General features: G+C 60.4%; 18 protein-coding genes and 1 tRNA gene. 12 read left to right on the top strand and 7 right to left on the bottom strand.

Going from position 1 to position 21,886, the window contains the following annotated elements; genetic code table 11:
* Positions 1–125: 125 nt before the first annotated feature.
* From nadC to RFN28_RS25850, 5 genes are all read right to left on the bottom strand, one after another.
* Positions 126–974, bottom strand: a complete 849-nt coding sequence (gene nadC / locus RFN28_RS25870) for a carboxylating nicotinate-nucleotide diphosphorylase (protein WP_320290015.1) — start codon at positions 972–974, stop codon at positions 126–128.
* Complete coding sequence (locus tag RFN28_RS25865; protein ID WP_320290014.1) at positions 971–2,530, bottom strand: L-aspartate oxidase; 1,560 nt, start codon at positions 2,528–2,530, stop codon at positions 971–973. The genes nadC and RFN28_RS25865 overlap by 4 nt, the downstream gene beginning before the upstream one ends.
* Positions 2,527–3,501 (bottom strand): quinolinate synthase NadA, encoded by a 975-nt coding sequence (nadA, locus tag RFN28_RS25860; protein ID WP_320290013.1) that lies wholly within the window; start codon positions 3,499–3,501, stop codon positions 2,527–2,529. Before nadA ends, RFN28_RS25865 begins: the two co-directional genes overlap by 4 nt.
* 66 nt (positions 3,502–3,567) lie before the next feature.
* Positions 3,568–4,536 (bottom strand): NUDIX hydrolase, encoded by a 969-nt coding sequence (locus tag RFN28_RS25855; RefSeq protein WP_320290012.1) that lies wholly within the window; start codon positions 4,534–4,536, stop codon positions 3,568–3,570.
* A gap of 238 nt (positions 4,537–4,774) precedes the next feature.
* Positions 4,775–4,838 (bottom strand) — tRNA-Arg (locus RFN28_RS25850).
* 304 nt (positions 4,839–5,142) lie between these two features.
* Here RFN28_RS25850 and RFN28_RS25845 point away from each other — a divergent pair.
* Positions 5,143–5,670: a hypothetical protein gene (locus RFN28_RS25845; RefSeq protein ID WP_320290011.1), complete on the top strand. Its 528-nt coding sequence runs from the start codon at positions 5,143–5,145 to the stop codon at positions 5,668–5,670.
* Positions 5,671–6,750: 1,080 nt separating this feature from the next.
* Here RFN28_RS25845 and RFN28_RS25840 read toward each other — a convergent pair.
* Positions 6,751–7,107, bottom strand: a complete 357-nt coding sequence (locus RFN28_RS25840) for a helix-turn-helix transcriptional regulator (protein ID WP_320290010.1) — start codon at positions 7,105–7,107, stop codon at positions 6,751–6,753.
* Positions 7,108–7,109: 2 nt separating this feature from the next.
* Between RFN28_RS25840 and RFN28_RS34930 the strand changes: the two genes are divergently transcribed.
* The 4 genes from RFN28_RS34930 to dsr1 all read left to right on the top strand — a co-directional run bounded on the left by RFN28_RS34930 (position 7,110) and on the right by dsr1 (position 15,258).
* Entirely contained in the window at positions 7,110–7,583 is a 474-nt protein-coding gene (locus tag RFN28_RS34930; RefSeq protein WP_430678872.1) for a DUF6634 family protein, read from the top strand.
* Between the two features lie 656 nt (positions 7,584–8,239).
* Entirely contained in the window at positions 8,240–10,378 is a 2,139-nt protein-coding gene (locus RFN28_RS25835; RefSeq protein WP_320290009.1) for an AAA family ATPase, read from the top strand.
* A 92-nt stretch (positions 10,379–10,470) separates the two neighbouring features.
* The gene (locus tag RFN28_RS25830) at positions 10,471–11,229 is read left to right on the top strand and encodes a metallophosphoesterase (protein ID WP_320290008.1); all 759 of its coding nucleotides are present in this window, start codon (positions 10,471–10,473) and stop codon (positions 11,227–11,229) included.
* A gap of 264 nt (positions 11,230–11,493) precedes the next feature.
* Positions 11,494–15,258 carry an anti-phage defense-associated sirtuin Dsr1 gene (dsr1, locus tag RFN28_RS25825; RefSeq protein WP_320290007.1) on the top strand — a complete coding sequence of 1,255 codons (3,765 nt, stop codon included), beginning with the start codon at positions 11,494–11,496 and terminating at the stop codon, positions 15,256–15,258.
* A 257-nt stretch (positions 15,259–15,515) separates the two neighbouring features.
* On the opposite strand, the gene RFN28_RS25820 is transcribed toward dsr1, so the two are convergent.
* Positions 15,516–16,175 (bottom strand): FadR/GntR family transcriptional regulator, encoded by a 660-nt coding sequence (locus RFN28_RS25820; RefSeq protein ID WP_320290006.1) that lies wholly within the window; start codon positions 16,173–16,175, stop codon positions 15,516–15,518.
* 204 nt (positions 16,176–16,379) lie between these two features.
* Between RFN28_RS25820 and RFN28_RS25815 the strand changes: the two genes are divergently transcribed.
* The 7 genes from RFN28_RS25815 to RFN28_RS25785 all read left to right on the top strand — a co-directional run bounded on the left by RFN28_RS25815 (position 16,380) and on the right by RFN28_RS25785 (position 21,857).
* Positions 16,380–17,249: a fumarylacetoacetate hydrolase family protein gene (locus RFN28_RS25815; RefSeq protein ID WP_320290005.1), complete on the top strand. Its 870-nt coding sequence runs from the start codon at positions 16,380–16,382 to the stop codon at positions 17,247–17,249.
* 84 nt (positions 17,250–17,333) lie between these two features.
* Positions 17,334–18,080 carry an alpha/beta fold hydrolase gene (locus RFN28_RS25810; RefSeq protein ID WP_320290004.1) on the top strand — a complete coding sequence of 249 codons (747 nt, stop codon included), beginning with the start codon at positions 17,334–17,336 and terminating at the stop codon, positions 18,078–18,080.
* 24 nt (positions 18,081–18,104) lie between these two features.
* Positions 18,105–18,917, top strand: a complete 813-nt coding sequence (locus RFN28_RS25805; RefSeq protein WP_320290003.1) for a transporter substrate-binding domain-containing protein — start codon at positions 18,105–18,107, stop codon at positions 18,915–18,917.
* 77 nt (positions 18,918–18,994) lie between these two features.
* Positions 18,995–19,663, top strand: a complete 669-nt coding sequence (locus RFN28_RS25800; protein ID WP_320290002.1) for an amino acid ABC transporter permease — start codon at positions 18,995–18,997, stop codon at positions 19,661–19,663.
* A 12-nt stretch (positions 19,664–19,675) separates the two neighbouring features.
* Positions 19,676–20,326, top strand: a complete 651-nt coding sequence (locus RFN28_RS25795; protein ID WP_320290001.1) for an amino acid ABC transporter permease — start codon at positions 19,676–19,678, stop codon at positions 20,324–20,326.
* Positions 20,316–21,083, top strand: a complete 768-nt coding sequence (locus RFN28_RS25790) for an amino acid ABC transporter ATP-binding protein (protein ID WP_320290000.1) — start codon at positions 20,316–20,318, stop codon at positions 21,081–21,083. The genes RFN28_RS25795 and RFN28_RS25790 overlap by 11 nt, the downstream gene beginning before the upstream one ends.
* Before the next feature lie 90 nt (positions 21,084–21,173).
* Positions 21,174–21,857, top strand: a complete 684-nt coding sequence (locus RFN28_RS25785; protein WP_320289999.1) for an RraA family protein — start codon at positions 21,174–21,176, stop codon at positions 21,855–21,857.
* Positions 21,858–21,886 lie beyond the last annotated feature (29 nt).

Raw genomic sequence — 21,886 nt, 5'->3', positions numbered from 1 at the left:
TGGATGTCCATTCGCAACCGAATTCCGGTGAGCGAGAACTTCTATTGGCCAACCTGACATTTATGCCGGCTTATGAGCGCCGGTTTCTGTTCAAGGGCGGCGTGCGGCTTCAAAGACACGCTTCGCTACTGGCAATCCAGCCCAATATCAAGGATGGGCGCGCTGTGCGTGATCCATCCGACCGAAATCAGGTCGACGCCGGTCGCCGCTATCGCAGGTGCCGTCTGCGCGGTCACCCTGCCGGATGCCTCGGTGATCGCGCGGCTGCCGACCATCGCCACAGCACGGGTCAGTTGTTCCACGGACATGTTGTCCAGCAGCACCGCGTCTACTCCCGTCGCCAGTGCGACATCCAACTGTTCAAGTGTGTCGACCTCGACCTCGATCTTCACCATGTGGCCTGCGGCTGCCCGAGCGCGCTCGATGGCCGTGCGGACATCGCCGGCAATCGCGATGTGATTGTCCTTGATGAGCATAGCGTCGTCGAGGCCGAAGCGATGATTGCCGCCACCGCCTGCGCGCACGGCGTGTTTCTCCAAGGCACGCAGGCCGGGCGTTGTCTTTCGCGTGCACACGATTTTGGCCTTGTGACCGCGCACGGCGTCGACGATCGTCGCGGTTTGCGTGGCGATGCCGCTCAGATGGCACAGGAAATTCAGCGCCGTCCGCTCGGCCGTGAGCAGCGCGCGGGCAGGTCCATGCACCGAAGCTATGACGTCCCCGACCGAGATGCCGCTGCCGTCCGGATGGATCACGGTGGTCTCGACCCGTGGATCGGTCAGTTCGAAGGCGAGGGCGGCGACATCGAGTCCGGCAATCACGCCCGGCTGTCGTGCGGCGAGCGCCATCGTTGCGGTCGCATCCGCTGGAACGATCGCGTCGGTGGTAAGATCGCCGGCGCGGCCCAGATCCTCGAGCAGGGCGGCACGCACCAGCAGCTCGACCATCACACGCGGCAGCGGCGTCAGATTCATGGTGAAGCCCTCCTGTCGAGCAGCGCTACAGGATCGGGCACCGGGTCGGAAAGGATCGCTGCCGCCTCGAGCGTCTCGTCCATGGGCAACCGCAGCGACCGTGACCGGACATCGCGCCGGGGGAAATCGATCCGGAAGTGCGAGCCCCGGCTTTCCTCGCGGCGAAGGGCGGCGATTGTGATCATCAGCGCGACCAGCGCGGGATCAGACGCGGCATCGCGCCCGGCGGCAATGGGCGCCAGAGTCCTTGCCGCCTCGCGCAGCGTCTCGCCGTCCCGCTCGATGCAGAGCGCGCGCGAGGCGATCGGGCGGATGCGCGAGGCGTCCGGTCGCGGCGGCACGATTGCCGGCTTCAGCCGCCCTTGCGTGCCTGGCGACGCGGCGGCGACGCTTGCCGCGACGAAGGCAGCAGACGTGACGGCTTCGATGAGCGAGTTGCTGGCAAGCCGGTTGGCGCCGTGCAACCCGGTCCGGGCGACCTCGCCACAGGCCCACAGGCCGCGAAGCGCGCTGCGGCCCTCGGCATCCACGGCCACGCCGCCCATGTGGTAATGGACCGCCGGACGCACGGGAATCGGCTCCATGGCGGGATCGATGCCGGCTTCGCGGCAGAGCAGCGTGATCGCCGGGAAGCGCTCGGCGAATCTCGGCCCGAGACACCGCCGCGCGTCAAGGAACACGCGATGCCCGGCGCTGAACTGACGCCACACTGCCCGGGCCACGACATCGCGCGGCGCGAGCTCTCCTCCATGTGTATCGGCAAGGAAGCGCCGGCCGCGCTCGTCGACCAGAATTGCGCCTTCACCGCGCACCGCTTCGCTCACCAATGGCATCGGGCGCCGAGGGCCGTCGAGCGCGGTCGGGTGGAACTGCACGAATTCGAGATCCGCAAGTTCCGCGCCGGCACGCGCGGCAAGCGCCAGGCCCTGGCCGAACGAGCCGAGCGGGTTCGTCGTATGGTCGAACAGGCCGCCTATACCGCCGGTCGCAAGCACCACGCGTCCTGTCGAGAGCGTCGTCGCGTCGCCGTTTCCGACGGCGAGCACGCCGGCGATTTCGTCGTCCTCGACGAGCAGGCGTCGCACCTCGACGCCCTCGAGGATGGTGATCGAAGGCGTCCGTCGCACGACGGCGACGAGCGCGCGGATCAGCTCACGCCCGGTTGCGTCGCCGCCGGCATGAACGATCCGCCGGCGCGAATGCGCGGCTTCGAGCCCGAGCAGCAGCGTGCCGTCGGGCGCTTGGTCGAATCGAACGCCCAGTCGCTCAAGATGCGCGATCGCTTGCGGTGCCGCTTCGACAATGCGCCTCACCGACTTCTCATCGCAAAGCCCGTCGCCGGCTGCGAGCGTGTCGGCAAGATGCCGGTCCGGGCAATCATCGCCGCCGAGGCTTGCAGCAATCCCACCTTGGGCGAGCGCGCTGGAGGTTTCGCCTCCAAGTGAGGTTTTGGAGATCAGGACGACCGGTTCCGGGGCGAGATGAAGCGCCGTCATCAGCCCCGCAATGCCGCCGCCGATGATGACCGGTCGGCCGTGGAGGTGGTGCATGGTCATATGGCGAGCATCCGCTCCACGGCCTGTCGTGCGCGGTCAGCGACATCCGGATCGATCGTCACGACGTGGCGGCTCTCCTCGAGGGCCGCGCGGATGTTGGCGAGCGTGATGCGCTTCATGTGCGGACAGAGATTGCATGGCCGCACGAAGTCGACCTCAGGATGCTCGACGGCGACGTTGTCGCTCATCGAGCATTCGGTCATCAGCACGACGCGCGCCGGCTTGTGCCGTCCGACATAGTCCGACATCGCCGCCGTCGAGCCGGCGAAATCCGCCTCCGCGACAACCTCCGGCGGGCACTCTGGGTGGGCCAGCACGGTGACGCCGGGATGCGCCTCGCGCAGCTCGCGGATGTCAGCGGGGCTGAAGCGCTCATGCACCTCGCAGTGTCCCTTCCAGGCGATGATCTCGACCGCTGTCTGCGCCGCGATGTTCTTCGCCAGGTACTCGTCGGGCAGCATGATCACCCGCGATGCGCCGAGCGACTCCACCACCGCCAGCGCATTGCCTGAGGTGCAGCAGATGTCGGATTCCGCCTTCACGGCCGCGGAGGTGTTGACATAGGTCACGACCGGCACGCCGGGATAGCGCTGCCGCATCAGCCGCACATCAGAAGCGGTGATCGAGTCGGCCAGCGAACAGCCGGCGCCGAGATCCGGAATGAGCACGGTCTTGCCGGGATTGAGGAGCTTCGCCGTCTCGGCCATGAAATGCACGCCGGCGAGCACGATGATATCCGCATCGACCGCCATCGCCTTGCGGGCGAGCGCCAGGCTGTCACCGACGATGTCGGCCACGCAATGGAAGATCTCGGGCGTTTGGAAGTTGTGCGCCAGGATCACGGCGTTGCGCTTGGCCTTCAGCGCCAGGATGGCGTCGATGTCGCCGGTGAAGGCTGGCCATTCGATCGGCGGGATCACCCGCTGGACGCGATCGTAGAGGGATGCGGCGGTCGGCAGCGAAACGGACATCGGCGCTCCAATTATTCTCGAAATGAGTATAATTTCGATATATTCTTATTATGAGAATAAGGCTTGTCAAGCGCGCGATAGTGGTAATTTCGTTCCTGCGACAGCCCGCTCGTCGAGAACGGCATGGCGGAAGCGGAAGAGCTTCGCCGGCCGCCCGACAGTGTCGGCGGTCGTCTCGCCCGTCTCCTCGACAAGGTCCTGTTGCTCGATGAGGCGCCGGAAGTTCGGTTTGTGGACCAGCCTTCCGGAGAGCGCTTCCACGGTGCGTTGCAATTGGAGAAATGTGAAAACCGGCGGCATCAGCTCGAACACGACAGGGCGGTATTTGATCTTCGAACGCAGCCGCGCGATCCCCGTGGCCAGGATGCGGCGATGGTCGGCTATCATCGAGGTCCCGGGTATCAGAAGGGATGCGCTTTGCTCCGATCCGCGCGTCGCCTCTTCGACCAGGCCTGCCTCGTAGAGGAGTTCGTAACGCTGCAGAACGAGATCTTCGTTCCAGTCGCGGCCATCGAAGCCGAAGGCAATGGCTGCCCGCTGTCGGCGCTCGCGTCTCAACGAATCCTGACCAGCCTCATCCGCCCAGGCCAGCAGGCGCGACTGCAGTATGTCCGAGACCATCGGCGGGGCGCCGGAACGGTGGTCTTCCCAAGGAAAATAGTCGTACCAGCTCCGCCAAGCGCGTTTACCCGAGGCAGCGGCATGCTCCGCACGCGTCAGGGCAAGGTAGCTGATCGAGATCACCCGCTGCTGGCGCTGCTCGCCGGTCCGGTCGCGGTCGGCGAAAGTATAAAGCTGCTCGATATAGCCGAGCTGGTGACCGGTCTGCTGTTCCACCCATGTCCGCAGGCCGAACTGGAGGGAGCGATGGCCGAGCTCGAACGGCCCCGAGGGCAGGGCATTGGCCTGGCCGACGGTAAGAACGCTCGGTCCTTGATCCGTCACCGCCACGACCACCGCGATCAGGTCCACGTTCGCATCATGGGCCTTGCCCGAATGCGTTGCTTTGCTGCTTGCCGATATGGAGCCTTTCATATTCCCCCGAGCTATTCGGCCAGCCGCTCTGGGAAGGCCGGATCGAATCCGCTGCGAAATTGGACCGGGCTCGTAAGCCCGTCAATGTTCCAGAGCCATTTGCTGCGACGTGGGAATCGAAGCCGGATTCCGGTCGCGTGGCCATCGTTGACCAATGCCGGAACCACAGGATCTGCAGAATTTGACGTCTAGACCTTGGAAAAAGTTGGCGACCTTCTCGCCAACCATTTGAAAAGATTGGTGATCCCGACAGGAATCGAACCTGTGACCTACAGATTAGGAATCTGCCGCTCTTTTAAGCGCGAACAAGTAGTTACCGAGACTTACCGAGGCGCGGTCGCGTACGGAGTCGTGCTGCCCAGCAAACATACGAATTGTGCTCACTCGAGACCGCCGATCGCGTTCGGCGACCCAAGCGGGTGGGGGCGGCGCACTACCCAAATTGTGCCGTAGCCGCCCCCACCCGCGTACCTTGGTGGCAGATCGCGAGTGGTGTGCCGCGACGGTGAATGCAGGTCTCCCGAGCCCGCCGCAGGCGCTTTGAGAGCAGGGTCAGAGGCGGTTCCATCGAAGGCCCCGCGCTTGCGCCGGTTAACTTTCGAGTAGGTGGACCGCAACAACCTGATGGAGTTGGCCGCGTTCGACAGGGGTACCTCAATTCGTCCAGCTAATGAAAAAACCAGCGCCGCCAGGCGCGGCGTTGCTGCCCTATTAGGCAAGCCCACAGGCGACGATTCGCCCACCGCGGGCAATTGGAAGGCAGCGCGGGGGCCAAAGCCCATCAAGACGGCCGGGGACCGCCAGGGCAACGCCGCAAGCCTGATCCCCAACGATCGGACCAAGTTGCTGGCGGATTCCATTGACCGGGTATCGGCGGCGTGCGTGCTTGGGCAGTATTCTCTCTGGTGCCTTCGCAGGATATTTGGTTGCGCTTCCCGAGCGTTGTCGTTTGGCTTTTGGCCGCGATTGCCCCACAGTAAGAGCGAGACGCGTTCTCAGGAGCTTGCAGCCATGACGTTCGATGTCTTCTTTTGGTACGTTTTCCCGCTGATCGTGGCCGTTGGCGCCTTCGGCTGGATCGCCTATGACCGCCACTTCAGCCGCAACGATCACCACCTGCGCCCAGGCGAATAGTTTGCCGCCGCGCCTTTACCGCCACTTTCGCCGCAGCTTTTCCACGCACGGCGGAACATAGATAGCCCGGCCCGCTTATCGTAGTGACACAGGATTCGCGGGACCGGACTACCCAGCGAGGCCAGGTCCGCTAGTCTGCCTTTTCAAGCTCTACCAATAGTTGATCAGGGTCAATTATGCCCTGTCCGAAAAGGTCCATTACCTTCATCGCTATCTGTTCGCGGTCATCCACGCGCGCGATCTTGTGCTTTGCGCAATAATCGCTCACGGCTTTTGAGAGGATTGCGATCTCGGCGGGTTCCGCTACACCGTGCCTTAACATTCCTGGCCTCTGTTCCGGAACGGACGACCGGAAGACGATACACCCAAAAAAAGTCAGCCACGAGTCAATTAACTCGGACTGAGGTCCGAGGCCCCTGCGGAAGGGAAAGCCCGCCGCCTCAGGGAGAGAACGACGGGCTTGTGCTTGGGCTTAAATGCTGGCGGCCTAAGGGGGACGACGACCGCCTATCTGCATAATGGCGGGACCGGCGTTCAGTTCCGAACAATTTTACGAACCGGGTTTGTCAAACACATAATCGCCTGCCTGGATCGTGACGCGTCTCTGGCATCTGGAGCGCCTAGAACGCCAGGGAACGATTATTGGCATTGACCGACCGCTACCCGGTTAGCGGAACGAAGCCGACGATCATGCCCAGCCGTTTCCGGGCGGGCCTCTGGCGATGCCTGCGTTCGCCCGTCCGACCCCTCCCGTATTGCCGGCGGCTCAATGCCCGGCAACTCCGTTCCGGAGTCTATGACGAAGTCGGCGGCCGTATCGCGATGACGGCGCCGGCGGCGAGAGAGGGCAAGGTTCCCCCTCGTCGACCCAGAATACACCAAGCGTCTGGCCGTGGTCGCTCAGGGCTCTGCTGTATCCGCTTCCGAAGGGACATCATCGACGCGCCTGCACCGATGTCGGTGTGAGAGGGATGAGGGCATGGCTTTCGGTGCGTCAGCTTGAGGGAGGAGCCCGTGCTACGGACTGTTGTGGCGTTGGCGCGATATCCCCGCCCCTTCAGCACTCAACTGCGGTCAATGTCAGGTCACATTGCCGGACTTGCGGCGAGCCACGCCGGGGCCATGCTCGGCCGTAGACGGTAGGAAAACAACGCCAGCCTTCTCAAGGGCAGTTCGAACCTTGTCAACCACGTCGAATGCTACTCCCTTTCCGCCGGCTTCGATCCTGACAATCGTTTGACGGCCAACGCCAGCGAGCTCAGCCAGTTCATCCTGGCTCAACTCGAGCATTGCCCGGGCAACCCGCATCAATCGAATGGTTTCAGAGAAGGACTCCATCGGCGAACGAAGCGGCCGACAATCGACGTTGTCAACAATTGGAGCAAAATGTACCAGATGATGGACATAAGGATTCGAATCAGATACGAAGTGAACCAACCATGAGGCAGCCGCTCGGGATTCCGTGTGACGTCATTGCGATTCGGATTCCGATCGCGGCCGCCTCGAAAATGAAACGCGACGGACCGCGAGATGGCAATTCACCGTCGGCAACGCGAAAAGAGAAGGCCATGCTGCGCTTTGAGCCAAACATCGATCGCGATCTTGAGGCTTTCGGTACGGAAATCAGCCGTCTGGAAGCCTTGGTCGCCGATCTATGGCACGTCAGCATCCATAGGCGTCCGGAACATGGTGCCACGCGCGATGCCCCAATCTTGGAGAATTGGCGTTTGGCGTTTCGTCCAACTCCGTGCCTCGTAGGATTGGCTACGGGCCATCCGAAACTTCCGGGCAACCAGCGGGAGATCGTTACATCCCGCCTTCGGATGCTGTCGGCGCAGCTCGGTTTAGGAAGGACTGAATCCCGCTGGTACCAGCTTGGACGACCAGCGAGTCCTGTTTCGCAGGACTCGTAATGGCTGCCGCTCGGGCATTCGTCGTTGGGCGCTCAGATGTCCGACGACACCGCGTCTTAGGCCCCGAAGGAACTGATCGGGCTGTAAGCATGAAACTCTGGATCTGGTCCGACCTCTACCCTGAGATGCAAAACCCGACGTCCGTGGACCGCACTCCTGAGGCAGACATCATCACCTGCGCAGGCGACCTCCACCTAGCCGACCAACTTGGACAACGGGCGCAATCGCCCCTTGAGCGATACAGGCTGCCGATCGTGACGTCAGACCTGTGCCTGCATTCGCAAGAGCTCGGATTGGCTCGATCACTGTCCCGCTGTTGCCGCCTCGGCGAGTCCGCCCAACAAGCGCCCAAGGAGTCCTGACATGGCGAATCGCAGACGTACAGCGGCACGGCGACCCAATGGCGTTCCAGAACGCGGAATACGCCTGACTGGGGGCCATGCCGAGTACTGGAACCAGATCGTCGACCTGTCCCTGGACGTGCTCCAAGGCGGCGAAGAGCGGCCGTCTGCAAACCCGGCGAGAGCTGCAGAGAAAGATGAGGACCTGCCATGAAGGCACCGTCGGCCGCGCGGGCGAATGCCCTCAAGAGGGATCTCCTTGCGAGGGCTTATCTCGACATTCTCGCCCGCGAGGAGGGCGTGAATTCCAAGCCGATGCTGCGCGCCGGTTCCGGCGATCCGTCCGATCCGGTAGAAGTCCTTCTGGATGACTTGATGGACACGCCAGTCGAAGAGCGCGTTTCCATCCGTCCGGATCTGGCCGCGATTGCCGTGCTGACGGCACGTTCGATCGAAGCTGAGCCGGGGCTGACGAGGATCTTGCGCCGCGGCGCGCCGGTAGTCTCGATTGCCACCCACACCGCCGACCGGGTCGCGTATGTAGGCAAGGTCGTTGCGAAATGTGCGCTGCCGTCGGAACAAAGCGTCGTCCAAGATCGCAAGTTCAGGCCCGTCCAAGACCAGGCGCTGATCATGGCCCGAGACGGCACCGCCAAGGGCGACAAGCCCGATAGCGGCAACGACGTGGTCGCCGATGCCTTGCATGCGCGCTCGACCATCATCGGCATTGCACCTGACCCCCGTCGTCAGTTGCCTCGAGACCTCATGCGCTCGGCCGAGTTCCATCTCACGCTCCCGGAAATGGACCAGAGCGCCTTGACGCTGGTCATCGAGGCGGTCACGGGCAAACGTGCGGCGCGTTCGCTCGATGAGGCGGCGATCCGCTTGCTCGACATCGCTGACCTGGTTCTGGCGCTGAGGCCGGATCGCAGCCCTGAAGAATGCCTCTGCCGGCTCGAAGAGCTGATCGAGCGCAAGAGCGAGTTCCATTCCGACGGACCAGCGCTGGAGGAGCTTGATGGCTACGGCGAGGCAAAGGATTGGGGCCTCGAACTGGCCGCCGATTTCGCCGACTACAAGGCGGGCCGGATCAGTTGGGACGAGGTGGACAACCGAGGCCTCCTGCTGTCTGGCCCTCCAGGCGTTGGCAAGACGAGCTATGCCCGGGCGCTTGCGAAATCCGCACGGGTGCCGCTGGTGGCTACAAGCGTCGCCGACTGGAACTCGGCAAGCCACCTCGGAGGCACTTTGCAGGCTATAAAAGAGGCCTTTGCGCGCGCACGGAGGCTGTCGCCCTCGATCCTGTTCATCGACGAACTCGACGGCATCTCCGACCGCGCAAGGCTGAGCGGCGACTATGTCGAATACTGGTCGCAGATCGTCAACCTGTTCCTGGAGCTGCTGCAGGGTATCGATGACCGGCCGGGCGTGGTCGTCATCGGGGCAACCAACCATCCCGATGCGATCGACCCGGCGGTGAAGCGGGCGGGACGGCTCGACCGCGAGATAGCCATTGAGAAACCGGACGCAAAGACCCTTGCCAAGATCTTCCGCCATCACCTTGGCCTTCAACTGCCCGATGCCGACCTGATGCCTGCGGCGCTCGCCGCGCGCGGCGCCACAGGCGCCGATGTTGAGGCCTATGTACGCAGGGCCCGAGGTGCGGCGCGGCGCTGCCGCCGACCACTGCGACTCGACGACATCCTGGCCGAAGTGCGCTCCAAAAGGGAACCGCCGTCCCGGGAGGTCCGCCGTCTGCTTGCCGTTCACGAGGCGGGCCATGCCGTCGTTGCCACCGTGCTCGGCTGCATGGAGGTGGTTGGCGTCTCGATCGGCGACCGCAGCGGCCTCACCGAAATCGCCCAGGTCAGCGGTAACACCTCCCTGCAACACTGCCACAACATCTTGATCATGCTGTTGGCCGGCCGCGCGGCGGAGGAACTTGTGTTCGGCAGCCCGTCCGCCGGCGCCGGCGGCATGCCCGGCTCCGACCTGGAGCGCGCTACCGAGCTGGCGAAGAATATCGAGCTTAGGTTCGGGCTTGGCGAACTGGGCCCGGTCTTCCTTCCCGACGGGCTCCACGACCCGCTCACGGTCGTGCCCGGGCTGCTCGCCAGCGTAAGGAAACGCCTCGATGGTGCCCTGTCGGACGCAAGAGGCCTGCTGGAAGAGAACCGGACGGCACTGGACGCGGTCGCGGAAGCCCTGGAACGATCGGGCTATTTGTCCGCCGCCGAAATCTCCGAACTCGTCAGTGCCGCGAACCACCCAAGCAACGGCGACGATCTCGCGAGGGAACCCAAAGACGCGCTGGGCGCCTCGTTGAGGATCGTGCGGGAGCGGATGGAAGCCAGTCTGGACGGACACGAAAACGAAGGCGGGGATGGAGAGAACGGGGAGGATGAGACCCGTTCCGGCAATGCCGGGCAGGCAGCCGGCGATCGCTCCGGCTAGGCATCGCGGATCGAGAACCTGACACCGCCCGCTCCGTAAGGATTGGCCTTCAAGTTCCGTCGCGTGCAAGCGCCGAGCAAGGACTCGACTATATGAAAATCTGGCTGTTTTCCGATCTGCATCTGGAAGTCGCCGACTTGCGGCCGCCGCTTGCCATTCCCGATGCCGACGTCTGTGTCGTCGCCGGAGACCTCTGCCGCGCCGCGGCCAACGGGGTGCATTGGCTGGCGGCAAATATCGCTCCTTCGATGCCTTGCGTGTATGTCGCCGGGAACCACGAGTTCTACAAAGGCGCGATCAAGGAAGGATTGGTGGACGGTCGCGCCGCAGCAGCGCGCTTTGCCGCAGTTCACTTCCTCGAAAACCAGGCTGTCGTCATCGGCGACGCCCGATTCCTCGGGGCCTCGCTCTGGACAGACTACTGCATCATGGGGCATCAGCGATTGGCGATGATGTATGCCAAGGAGCGGATGAACGACTATCGCCAGATCGCGTTCCGGCGGAATCCTTGGCAGCGCTTCCTGCCGGAGACAGCTTACGGGCTGCACCAGGAGTCGAAACGGTTTATCGAGGCCAGCTTACGGTCGCCCAACATTCCCACCGTGGTGGTGACGCATCACCTGCCGCACCCGGCATCCATTCCGGAACGGTTCGCGAGAGATCCCCTTAACGCGGCCTATGCCTCTGACTTGACCGGAGTTATCCAGTCTGGGCGGCCGACGCTATGGATCCACGGCCACACCCACGATAGTTGCGACTACTGGCTTGGAGGGACGCGCGTCGTGTGTAATCCGCGAGGATACGATGATGAAAACAGAAGATTCGATCCTGCCTTTGTGGTGGAGATATGAGCGAGGCGAAGGGCCTGACCCAAGGCGGGATACCCTGCCGTAGGTAGATCATTTCCTCACGGCAGACGCGGCCTGCGACTCGGCAAACGCAAGCCGGACCAGTGGCGACAGGATGCTCATCGGGCAAGTCGATGCGCCTGGCAGCATGCACTTGAGATTAGGGGCAGCCGACATCTAAGGTGCCTGTCGTTCTGCCATCGGGTGCGTTGTGGCACAGCGCCAAGAGCGCGACTGGCATTGTAATTCCCAAGGGGGCACCAGGTAGTGCAATTCGTAAAGAACGGCCCTGATATTCCGGAACACCTGATCCAGAAGCACGAAGAAAGCCGGGTGATTTTCTTCTGTGGAGCCGGAATCTCCTATCCGGCAGGACTCCCAGGGTTCAGGGGATTGGTTCAAAAGCTCTATGCCGGCCTTGGAGCGGACCCCGATAACCTCGAAAGAGCCGCGTTCGCGGAAGGCCGCTATGATACGGCTATCGGACTGCTCGAAAGCCGGTTTGCAGGCGGACGAAAGCCGGTACGTGAGCAATTGGCCCGGGTGCTCACGCCCGACCTGACCAATCGTCCGCACGCTACGCGAACCCATGAAGCCCTGCTTACCCTCAGTCGAAGCCGCAAAGGTCAACACCGGCTGGTGACAACCAATTTCGATCGGTTGTTTGAAAAGGTCATCGCAGAAAGAGGGATCGATGCTCCCCGATTCACGGCCCCGTTCCTACCTGTTCCCAAGAATCGCTGGAATGGCCTTGTCTACCTTCATGGCCTCCTTCCTGAGAGCCCGACCGAAGAAGATCTCAACCGGCTGGTCGTATCGAGTGGTGATTTCGGGCTTGCTTATCTGAACGAGCGGTGGGCCGCACGGTTCGTGGCCGAACTGTTCCGCGGCTACACCGTCTGTTTCATTGGGTACAGCATCAACGATCCTGTCTTGCGCTACATGATGGATGCCTTGGCTGCCGACCGATTGATGGGCGAGGCGCCGACAGAAGCCTTCGCGTTTGGCAGCTACAAAAAGGAAAAGAGACGGGCCGCGGAACAGGAGTGGAAATCGAAGAACGTCACGCCGATCCTTTATCCGGAAACCAAAGAACACACGTATCTTCACAAAACCTTGCGCGTCTGGGCCGAGACCTATCGGGACGGCGGCCGCGGAAAAGAGGCCATTGTCACGCGATACGCCATGACCGTTCCAACCGGAAGCACGGCTCAGGATGATTTCGTCGGCCGGATGCTGTGGGCACTCAGTGATGAAACCGGGTTACCCGCAAGACGCTTTGCCGAATTTGATCCCGTTCCTCCCCTCGAATGGCTGGAGGTTCTTGCAGACCGGCGGTTCGGTTACCAGGACCTGCCTCGCTTCAGAGTGCAACCGAATGCGGAAAAAGATGAGAAACTCACCTTCAGCCTTGCGATGAGGCCTTCTCCTTATACGCACGCGCCGTGGATGGCGCCGGCGTTACACTACGGCCTCGCGGGACAGTGGGACGACGTCATGGAGCAGATCGCCCGCTGGCTAGCGCGGCATCTGGACGATCCAAAGCTCCTGCTCTGGCTAGCGACCCGTGGCGGGCAGCTTCACCCCAGGTTTCTTACGATTGTTTCGACGTCGATCGCAGAGCGCCAAAAGAACGGGCAGCCATTGTCCTCGCCGATGCAGCGTCTGTGGCGGGTGGCGCTCGCCGGCCGACTGCGGCCGAGCGGCCACGATCATGCGGACCTTTATCGCTGGATGGCGGATTTCGTCCGTGACGGCCTATCACCTTCGCTGAGATGGCGCCTGCGGCAGGCTCTTACGCCCTATGCCGAGATCAGCGAGCCGTTCCGTTATTCACTTGAGGAAAGTGATGGCGAAGAAGAAGACAATACCGCCTACGAGCGCCGTGTGTCCGATCTGGTGCGATGGGAAATCGTTCTCGCTACGAAATACGTCCACTCGGCCCTGAAGAACCTTTCAGCTCGCGAACAGTGGCAGGAGGCGCTGCCGGAATTGCTCCCGGATCTGACTGCCCTGCTCCGGGATACCTTGGACCTCATGAGGGAGTTCGAAGGCGCTGACGATCATCATGACAATTCCTACATCAACCAGCCTTCGATCAGCCCGCATGAACAGAACAAGGAATTTGACGACTGGACGGCCCTGATCGATCTGGCGCGCGATGCCTGGCTGGCAGCCGCCGAAAGCCAGCCGGACGCTGCCCGAAACATGTCCAGACACTGGACGGCGATTCCGTATCCCCTGTTCCGGCGGCTGGCCTTGTTTGCCGCCGCGCAAAGGCCGGATCTCCTTCCTCCGGACGATACCATCCCTTGGCTTCTGGAGGATGATCGCCGCTGGCTTTGGGCTGTGGGAACCCAGCGAGAGGCCATCAGGCTCCTTGTGGCCCTGGCGCCCATTGTGACCCCGGAGCAGAATAACACGTTACAGCAGGCCATTCTTCAGGGGCCGCCGCGTCAACTGTTCCGGGATGATATAGAGCCCGATCGTCTTCAATACGTCATTGAGCGGGAAACGTGTCTGCGTCTTGCCAAGTACCAGACGGCAGGCGCAAGCCTGATCCCGGATGCTTCGGCGCGACTTCGGATATTTTCCCAACAACACCCTCAATGGCAGGTGGCTCCCGATGAAAGGGACGAATTCCCCTTCTGGATGGGCAGCGGTGATGAGTTGCGGACGTTTCAGCGTACGCCGAAATCGCGCCGGGAACTGGAAGCCTGGCTCAAGGAAAATCCGTCAACTGATGATTGGCAAAGAGAGGACGATTGGACTGATCGTTCGGCCAGTGATTTCCCGCGCACGGCCGCGGCCTTGTTCGGCCTGGCCAGGCAGGGAATGTGGCCCGTTGATCGCTGGCATCAGGCTCTTCAAGCCTGGGCGACGGAAAAACTCCAGAAGCGATCATGGAAATATGCCAGTCGCGTCCTCACCGATATTCCCGATGACAAGCTGAAGGAGCTTGCCCGCCCCGTTAGCTGGTGGCTGGATTCGATCGCCAGAAATTTCGTCGGCAATGAAACAGCTTTCTTCGGTCTTATTCGGAGAATCTTGTACTCGCAGAGAAATGAGTCCGTCGACCTGTCCGACGATGTCGTCTTTCACGCCATCAATCACCCTGTTGGTCTTGTGACTGAGGCGGCGCTGCGCTGGTGGTACAGGCAGAACCTGCAGGACGCCCAAGGATTGCGGCAAGAGGTAGCTTCGCTGTTCACGGACATATGCGATCCGGATTCGGTGGGTCTTCGTTATGGCTGCATTATCCTGGCTGGGAACGTGATCTCCCTCTACCGCGTTGACCGCGCATGGGCTGAACGGAACCTCTTGCGCTATTTCGATTGGGAACAAGACCCCGATATTGCCCGCGGTATATGGCAGAGTTTCCTGCATTCGCCTCGTCTGTATTGGCCGTTGCTGGACGCGCTCAAAGCGTCGGCTTTTGCGACCGCTCAGCACTACACTGATCTGGGAGATACACACGGCAGGCAATACGCTGCGTTTTTCATATATGCAGCCTTGAGCCCCGACAGAACATACAGAGATCAGGATTTCAAGATCGTGTTTACTGCACTCCCACCAGCAGCGCTCGCACACTCGGCGGAAACGCTGTTTCGTGCCCTGCAGGGAGCCGGGGAGCACCGGTCTGAATATCTCCGAAATCGAATTGACCCGTTCATGAGGCGCTTTTGGCCAAAAACGCTGGAGGCCAGAACGCCGGAGGTTTCAAAGTACTTTGCCAAGCTGTGCGCCGTTTCCGGAGAGGCATTTCCTTTGGCGATGAGCCTCTTCAGGGATTGGCTTCAGCCCATCGGTGACGTGAGTTATACCATTCAGCTGTTGGATGAATCGGGATCGTGCGCAACCTTCCCAGGGGAGGCGTTGGATTTCCTGGCTCTGATCATTCCGGACAACGTGCTGTGGCTTCCACAAGAGTTGAGAACTTGCCTTGACGCCATTCGACTCGCTCGGCCCCGTCTGGAGGCAGATCAGCGATATCAGCGCGTGGACACATTGCTGCGTCAGCACGGGCAGTAGGATGCCAGAGACCGAACCGGGATTCATTAAGCAGGCTAACACCGTCGTGCGACCTAGGCTGATCGTCGAGCCGCAGCCCGGCCGCCCAAGTTCAAACCTGCCCTCTGTTTGACGCACCGATGCTGGTCGTTGAAGTCAGGTCGTGCATTCCGAAAGCGGACTTCACGGCGGCTCGCAGATTGTGCCGGTTCGAGCGAGCTATTTCGGATATTCGGTCTCAGTGCGGCTAAGGTGGTTATCGCCGCGTCAATGAAGGATCATTGGCGCAGCAGGTTCTGTTTCACAGATTGCAAGTGCTTCAGCATCGAAGTTCGTGCCCCGTGCGAGTCTCGGCTTAAGAGGTGCTCCACTAGCTCTCCGTGCTCCCGACAGTAACACTGGCGAGATTCCTCGGAGAATGTCCGGGCTTTCATATCGAACCACAAAGGCTGGGTGCGGACTATCCCGATCAGATCGTTGATATCCTTGAGCAGGCTGTTGCCGCAGCCAGCAAACACGCGGCGGTGAAACTCGGCGTCCCACTGTTCAAAAGTGCGGACGTCTACCGACTCCACAGCGCGCTCATGTGCGTCACGAATACGTTGAAGGTCCGTAAAGCTGGCATTCGTTGCAGCAAATGCGGCAGCCGAGGGTTCTATCAGCAACCGCGTCTCCATCACGTCGGCTGGGCTCGCGCCTTCCATCCTTTTGACGATGGCTGCCAGCGTCGGAGACTCTTCGGCTGCCAAAAATGTCCCCCTGCCAACTTGGCGCACTAGGGCGCCGACTTCTTCCAGCCGCTGAAGGGCAAGCCGGATTGTATTTCGTGACACGCCAAACTCGCCCGCGAGGTCCCGCTCGGCTGGCATGCGCAGATTGTCTCCCCACTGACCGGAGGCAATGCGTTGTTTCAGGGTCGCGGCAATTTCATCAGCCATGAGTTTCCGCATATCGGGTCCTTTTTATACCATTCATGAACCAATTCCTATGTTCATTGCTGCCGAATGTAAATGCATCGGTTGGCGTTTAGGGTCATTTTTTTGCGATCAGGTCGAATTTTTCCGATTGCAACATCGAAAGCACGTTGCTAACGTGGTCCTTAGTCGGACCACAATTGGTACTAGAATGGTTCAGGAGCAGCCATGAAAGTCGCAGCAGTCCTCTGGCAAGACAGGCGCTGGGTAGTGCGTGTTGATGAGGATGCCGGAATGGCATTTCCATTCGATATGCCGGAGTCGCAAGCGCAGTCCGGAGTGATCTGTTTGCTACATGAGCCGTCTTTGCCCAAGACCTTGCCGGGTGTCAGTCTGCGCGACGTCAAGCTTCTCGCTCCCATTCCGCTTCCTGGCCGCAACATCTTCTGCGTCGGCAAGAACTATCACGAGCATGCCCGAGAATTTTCGAACAGCGGGTTCGACTCGAGCGCTGCCGCCGGCGTGGTACCGAAACATCCGATCATTTTCAGCAAAGTCCCGGATTCGGTAATTGCGACCAACAGCGACGTTCTCATCGACCCCCATGTTTCGACCTCGATCGATTATGAGGCTGAACTTGCCGTGATCATCGGAAAGCCGGGCAGGGGCGTCTCAAGGGAAAGCGCTTTTGATCATGTCTGGGGCTACACGATCATCAACGACGTAACGGCCCGCGATATGCAGGGGCGGTACAGTCAGTGGCTTATCGGAAAGTCGCAGGACACATTCTGCCCTATGGGGCCATGGGCCGTTACCAAAGATAGCTTTGACCTAGAAGCCGCCTCGGTGCGGTGCTTCGTCAACGGCGAGATCCGCCAGAATGCAAAGGTCTCGCAGCTGATCTTCGACATTCCGACGATCATAGCCACCCTCTCGGAAGGCATAACGCTGAAGCCCGGCGATATCATCGCAACAGGAACGCCGGCAGGTGTTGGCATAGGTTTTGATCCGCCGCGTTACCTGCGAGAGGGCGACAAAGTTCGTGTCGAAATCGACGGTATTGGAGCCTTGGAGAACCGCTTCATGCACATAAGTTGAGGATGCGCAGCTATCGCTGGGCCGAGACCTCAATGTGCCGACTAACGGACCGAGATAGCTGGGTTCTTACGAGACAGGATGGTAATGAAAGTGGCAGATTTCGTATTGGTTCACGGCGCTTGGCACGGCGGCTGGTGCTACGATCTCGTAGCAAAGCGGCTGCGGTCCGAAGGGCATGAGGTGTACACGCCTACCCTTACGGGTTTGGGCGAAAGATCGCATCTTCTTGACGACAAAATAGATCTCAACACGCACATTCAGGACGTTCTGAACGTCATCAGGTGGCAGGACCTGGATCGCTTCGTCCTCTGTGGCCATTCCTACGGTGGCATGATTATTACAGGCGTCGCAGATGCGGTGCCTGAGAGAGTTACCAGCCTGGTCTATCTTGACGCTTACGTCCCCAAAGATGGCGAAGCCATCTGGGACTACATGGGCGATGAGCGACGGAAGGTATTGCTTCGGGATGCCGAGCCATACCGTGGGCACGCTGTTGCCGCCCCGCCTCCCTCGCATTTCGGCGTCGATCCCAGGAACCAGGCATGGGTGGCGGACAAGATGACGCCGCAACCCATGCTGACGCTGACCCAGCCCATCAGGCTTCGCACAGATCAAAGCCGCATCGGCAAGCGCATCTATGTCTTCGCCAAAGGACCGTCTTCCATGGAGGGTTGGTATCCCGAACTGAAGACCGATCCGGCCTGGGAGGTCCTGGCCACGGAATGCGGCCACGACCAGATGGTGGACGCTCCAGATCAGGTCGCGGAAATCCTCAGTCGTGCGGCCAGAGTTACCAAAGAACAACAAAAAGACCTGAGGAAACCCGAGTAAGCACTTATCAACAGGGGAACTAAAATGAGAAAGATCAATATTCTACTCGCCGGTATGTTAGCTCTGATCATGGCCGGGTCATCAGCACTATCCGCCAAGGCTCAGCAGTCAAACATCTATGCGGACGTCAAAAGCCGGGGAACCTTGCGCATTGCAACAGTCGCTGGCAATCCGCCCTACAGCTCGGTTGGGACGGACGGTCAGCCGACGGGCTATGATGTCGACATAGGCAAAGCGCTGGCAGAAGCTTTGGGCGTAAAGCCCGAGTTCATCATCGTCGACGTGCCGGGACGCATTGCCGCACTTCAAACGAACCGTGCTGATGTCACGATCGCGAACTTCACCGCGACCACCCAGCGGTCGACCGCCGTGGCCTTCAGCCGGCCGTATGTGGTTGTGGGCAGCGTATTTCTCACCCAGGACGCGTCGCCCGTTAAGACCGTCGAGGATTTGAACAACGCAAAATACAAGGTCGCCTACGCTCGCGGCGCGACGTCCGAACAGACGACGGCTGCGGTTGTTCCGAATGCGCAGAAACTCAGGTTTGACGCCAACAACGACGGCATTCTGGCGGTGCAATCCGGACAGGCTGACTCGGTGTTTATGGACAGCCTGCAGGCCGCCGCGGTGGTCGCGAAAGAACCCGGCAAGTATCGGATTCTTCCGGGGAACTTCTCCTACGAAGAGATTTCGATCGGAATGCCAACCGGTGATTTCGACTGGTGGCGAATTGTCGACGGATGGGTCGCACAGTTCAACGCTTCCGGCGAGAACAACAAGCTGTTCAAGCAGAACTTCGGCTTCGATAACCCATCCCTGAAAGGCGACAAGCCCTGACCACAAGCTGGGGCTGCGCGCTTGCGAGCAAGCGGGCAGCCCCAACCCTCCTCAGTCGCATAGCACGAGCTGCTGTCATGTATCAGTTCAACCTCCACGTCATACTCGGCTACCTCCATTTGCTTCCCTTCGCGATCGGGATGACGCTGCTGATCAGCGTTCAGACGATCGTGCTGAGCCTGGCCATAGGTATGGTGGGTGCGATCTGTCGCCTGAGTGATAACCTTCTGTTGCGTTTCCTGGCGGGCGCGTACGTGGAAGTTTTTCGAAATATTCCGGTACTCGTCCTGGTCTACATCGTCTTCTTCGGAATGGCCCAGGTCGGACTGCGGGTCAGCAATTACTATTCGGGATTGATTGCGCTTACGCTGAACGGATCGGCCTATATGACAGAAATCTTTCGCGGTGGGCTGATCGCCATTCCGCGAGGGCAATATCTGGCGGGTGAATCCCAAGGTATGACGCAGCTTCAGTTGTATCGATACGTGATCTTGCCTCAGGTCATTCGCATCATTTATTCGCCCATCGGCAACCAGTTTATCGCAATCGTCATCGGGTCGTCTTTGGCAGCGGTGATCGGCGTTGAAGAGGTGGCCAACTGGATGTTCTCAGTCGGCAACGACACGTTCCGTTACATGGAGTCGTTCCTTGTGGCGGGAGCCGTCTATGTCGCCCTAGCCCAGACGATCAACGTTTGCCGTATCATCGTTGGCCGCACGCTAATGCGCGCGCCGGGCCCGCGTTAGGAAGGACTCATCGTGATCACGTCCGTCCTCGACTTCTGGCCAGTATTTCTGAGAGGTGTCGGAACGACACTCTGGATCAGCTGGCTCGGCCTTATTCTTGGTGGCCTGCTGGGTGCACTCGTCGGTGTGGCCGCAGACTCCCGGTTTTCGGTGCTGCGAGCATTCGCGACGATATACACGGAGCTTTTTCGTTCGATACCTCCCTTGATCCTGTTCTTTGGCTGCTTCTACGGGATTTCGTTTGCTTTCAAGGTGGACCTGTCTCCGTTTACATCCGCGACGATCGCACTTGCGCTAGAGGCAAGCGCGTTCATGGCCGGTGTTGTGAGCGCAGGCATCGCCAGCGTAGGCCGTGGTCAATGGGAGGCAGCACAGGCCTCAGGCATGAAATTCTTGCAGATCATGCGGTACGTTATAGCCCCGCAGGCGTTGCGGGTGATGCTGCCGCCCACGGTCGGCGTCTACATTGGAACGCTGAAAGACTCCTCCCTGGCCTCGGTGATCGGGTTTGTCGAACTCACCAAGTCGGGACTTCTTGTCCGCGAGTCCTCTGGCGCGAGCTTTCAAGCATTCCTGGTCGTCGGCGTCCTGTACTTCGTCATAAACTATTCGATCTCGCTAGGCGGGGCCGCGCTAGAAAGGAAGTTCCACATTGCAAAATGATGCAGGAAACAGGTCTGGCGCCTCACCAGTGCTCAGGATCACCGGGCTGGTAAAAGAGTTCGGAAATCGCACCGTGATCAACGGGGTCGACCTCGATGTCATGCCTGGTGAAGTGGTCGTCATCATTGGCCCCAGCGGCACCGGCAAATCCACGATGTTGCGCTGTGTCAACGGCCTCGAGGACATCAATGGCGGCACTATCGCGTTTGAAGGCGAACTGGTGCGCGCAAAGAGCCGTGAAATCGTAAATCTACGTCGACGGATCGGGATGATCTTCCAGAATTTCAACCTCTATCCGCATCTGACTGCGCTGCAGAACGTGATGCTCGCCCCGATGAAGGTGCTTAAGCAGCCCAGGAAAAAAGTCGAGGAGCAATCACGCGAGCTGTTTCGTAAAGTCCGGTTGGAACACCGCTGCGATGCCTATCCAAACCAACTCTCGGGCGGTGAGCAGCAGCGTGTCGCGATTGCGCGCACCCTCGCTATGGAGCCGCATCTGATGCTGTTCGATGAACCAACCTCGGCGCTCGACCCCGAGACTGTTGGCGATGTCTTGCGTGTGATGGAGGATCTCGCGAGCGAGGGCCGGACGATGTTGGTTGTCACCCACGAAATCGGCTTTGCCCGACATGTCGGCAGTCGGATGATCTTCATGGATGGTGGAAAGATCATCGAGGACCGCCCGCCAAAAGACATGATCGCCGATCCGGCCAATCCGCGGACCAAGCAGTTCCTGAGCTCGATTCTTCAACATTGAAGTGACAGCTCGGAAGACGATCAAAAACCGAAGCCGACAGCGGCTCAACCACCATTTACAGGCTCACCACGTGCTCATGGAGTATGAGAAATGACGAGAAGGTTTCCGCAGGAAATAACCGACGGATATCACAAGGTCTCCGCATCGAACGTATCGGATGCCTGCGACCGCCTATCGATAAATGGCGCCGTCAGCGGCATTTTGCCGATCTATCCCTGCGCAAAAATTGTGGGTCACGCAGCCACACTGAAGATGGCCAAACCCGCCGACGGCGTCAAAGAATCCGTTATCCCTGCAACGTTCACGCTGATCGAAACCGCCGGCGCTGGCGCGGTCCTTGTTATCGACTCGCAAGACAATCCTGCAGTCAACTGCCTCGGCGGCATTACTGGAGCCGCGATCCGCCACAATGGTCTCGTGGGGTGCGTTGCAGACGGCATAATGCGGGACGTAGATGAATACAAAGGCTATGGCCTGCCGGTCTACGGGACAGGGATTACTCAGCAATCCATTCGTGGCCGGTCAGTCGTGGCCGGCGTCGATGTCCCGGTGAAGCTGGGTGATGTGACCTGCAATCCTGACGATCTGGTCTTCGCAGATGACAACGGGGTCGTTGTTGTCCCGCGCGAACATACAGCCGAAGTCCTTCGTATCGCGCTCGAAATCAAGGCGGCTGAGGATCGAGTGATCGCCGCCATTCGATCTGGCATCAGCGCCATCGAGGCGATGAACAGTGCCAACTATGAGAGCCTCAACAAGCCGCAAAACAACTGAAACGGGAGTTCCCGCTCTCGTATGCGATA

Origin of the sequence: Mesorhizobium album (assembly GCF_033977205.1) — a bacterium.
GTDB lineage: Bacteria > Pseudomonadota > Alphaproteobacteria > Rhizobiales > Rhizobiaceae > Mesorhizobium > Mesorhizobium album.
Note: the sequence above shows the minus strand (reverse complement) of the source record. Positions and strands in the feature narration are given on the sequence as shown.

Excerpts from the sequence above, each read along its gene's own strand:
- nadC (WP_320290015.1), bottom strand. The coding sequence starts at position 974 with ATGAATCTGACGCCGCTGCCGCGTGTGATGGTCGAGCTGCTGGTGCGT.
- RFN28_RS25865 (WP_320290014.1), bottom strand. The coding sequence starts at position 2,530 with ATGACCATGCACCACCTCCACGGCCGACCGGTCATCATCGGCGGCGGC.
- nadA (WP_320290013.1), bottom strand. The coding sequence starts at position 3,501 with ATGTCCGTTTCGCTGCCGACCGCCGCATCCCTCTACGATCGCGTCCAG.
- RFN28_RS25855 (WP_320290012.1), bottom strand. The coding sequence starts at position 4,536 with ATGAAAGGCTCCATATCGGCAAGCAGCAAAGCAACGCATTCGGGCAAG.
- RFN28_RS34930 (WP_430678872.1), top strand. The coding sequence starts at position 7,110 with ATGAGGCAGCCGCTCGGGATTCCGTGTGACGTCATTGCGATTCGGATT.
- RFN28_RS25835 (WP_320290009.1), top strand. The coding sequence starts at position 8,240 with ATGCTGCGCGCCGGTTCCGGCGATCCGTCCGATCCGGTAGAAGTCCTT.
- RFN28_RS25830 (WP_320290008.1), top strand. The coding sequence starts at position 10,471 with ATGAAAATCTGGCTGTTTTCCGATCTGCATCTGGAAGTCGCCGACTTG.
- RFN28_RS25820 (WP_320290006.1), bottom strand. The coding sequence starts at position 16,175 with ATGGCTGATGAAATTGCCGCGACCCTGAAACAACGCATTGCCTCCGGT.
- RFN28_RS25815 (WP_320290005.1), top strand. The coding sequence starts at position 16,380 with ATGAAAGTCGCAGCAGTCCTCTGGCAAGACAGGCGCTGGGTAGTGCGT.
- RFN28_RS25810 (WP_320290004.1), top strand. The coding sequence starts at position 17,334 with ATGAAAGTGGCAGATTTCGTATTGGTTCACGGCGCTTGGCACGGCGGC.
- RFN28_RS25805 (WP_320290003.1), top strand. The coding sequence starts at position 18,105 with ATGAGAAAGATCAATATTCTACTCGCCGGTATGTTAGCTCTGATCATG.
- RFN28_RS25800 (WP_320290002.1), top strand. The coding sequence starts at position 18,995 with ATGTATCAGTTCAACCTCCACGTCATACTCGGCTACCTCCATTTGCTT.
- RFN28_RS25785 (WP_320289999.1), top strand. The coding sequence starts at position 21,174 with ATGACGAGAAGGTTTCCGCAGGAAATAACCGACGGATATCACAAGGTC.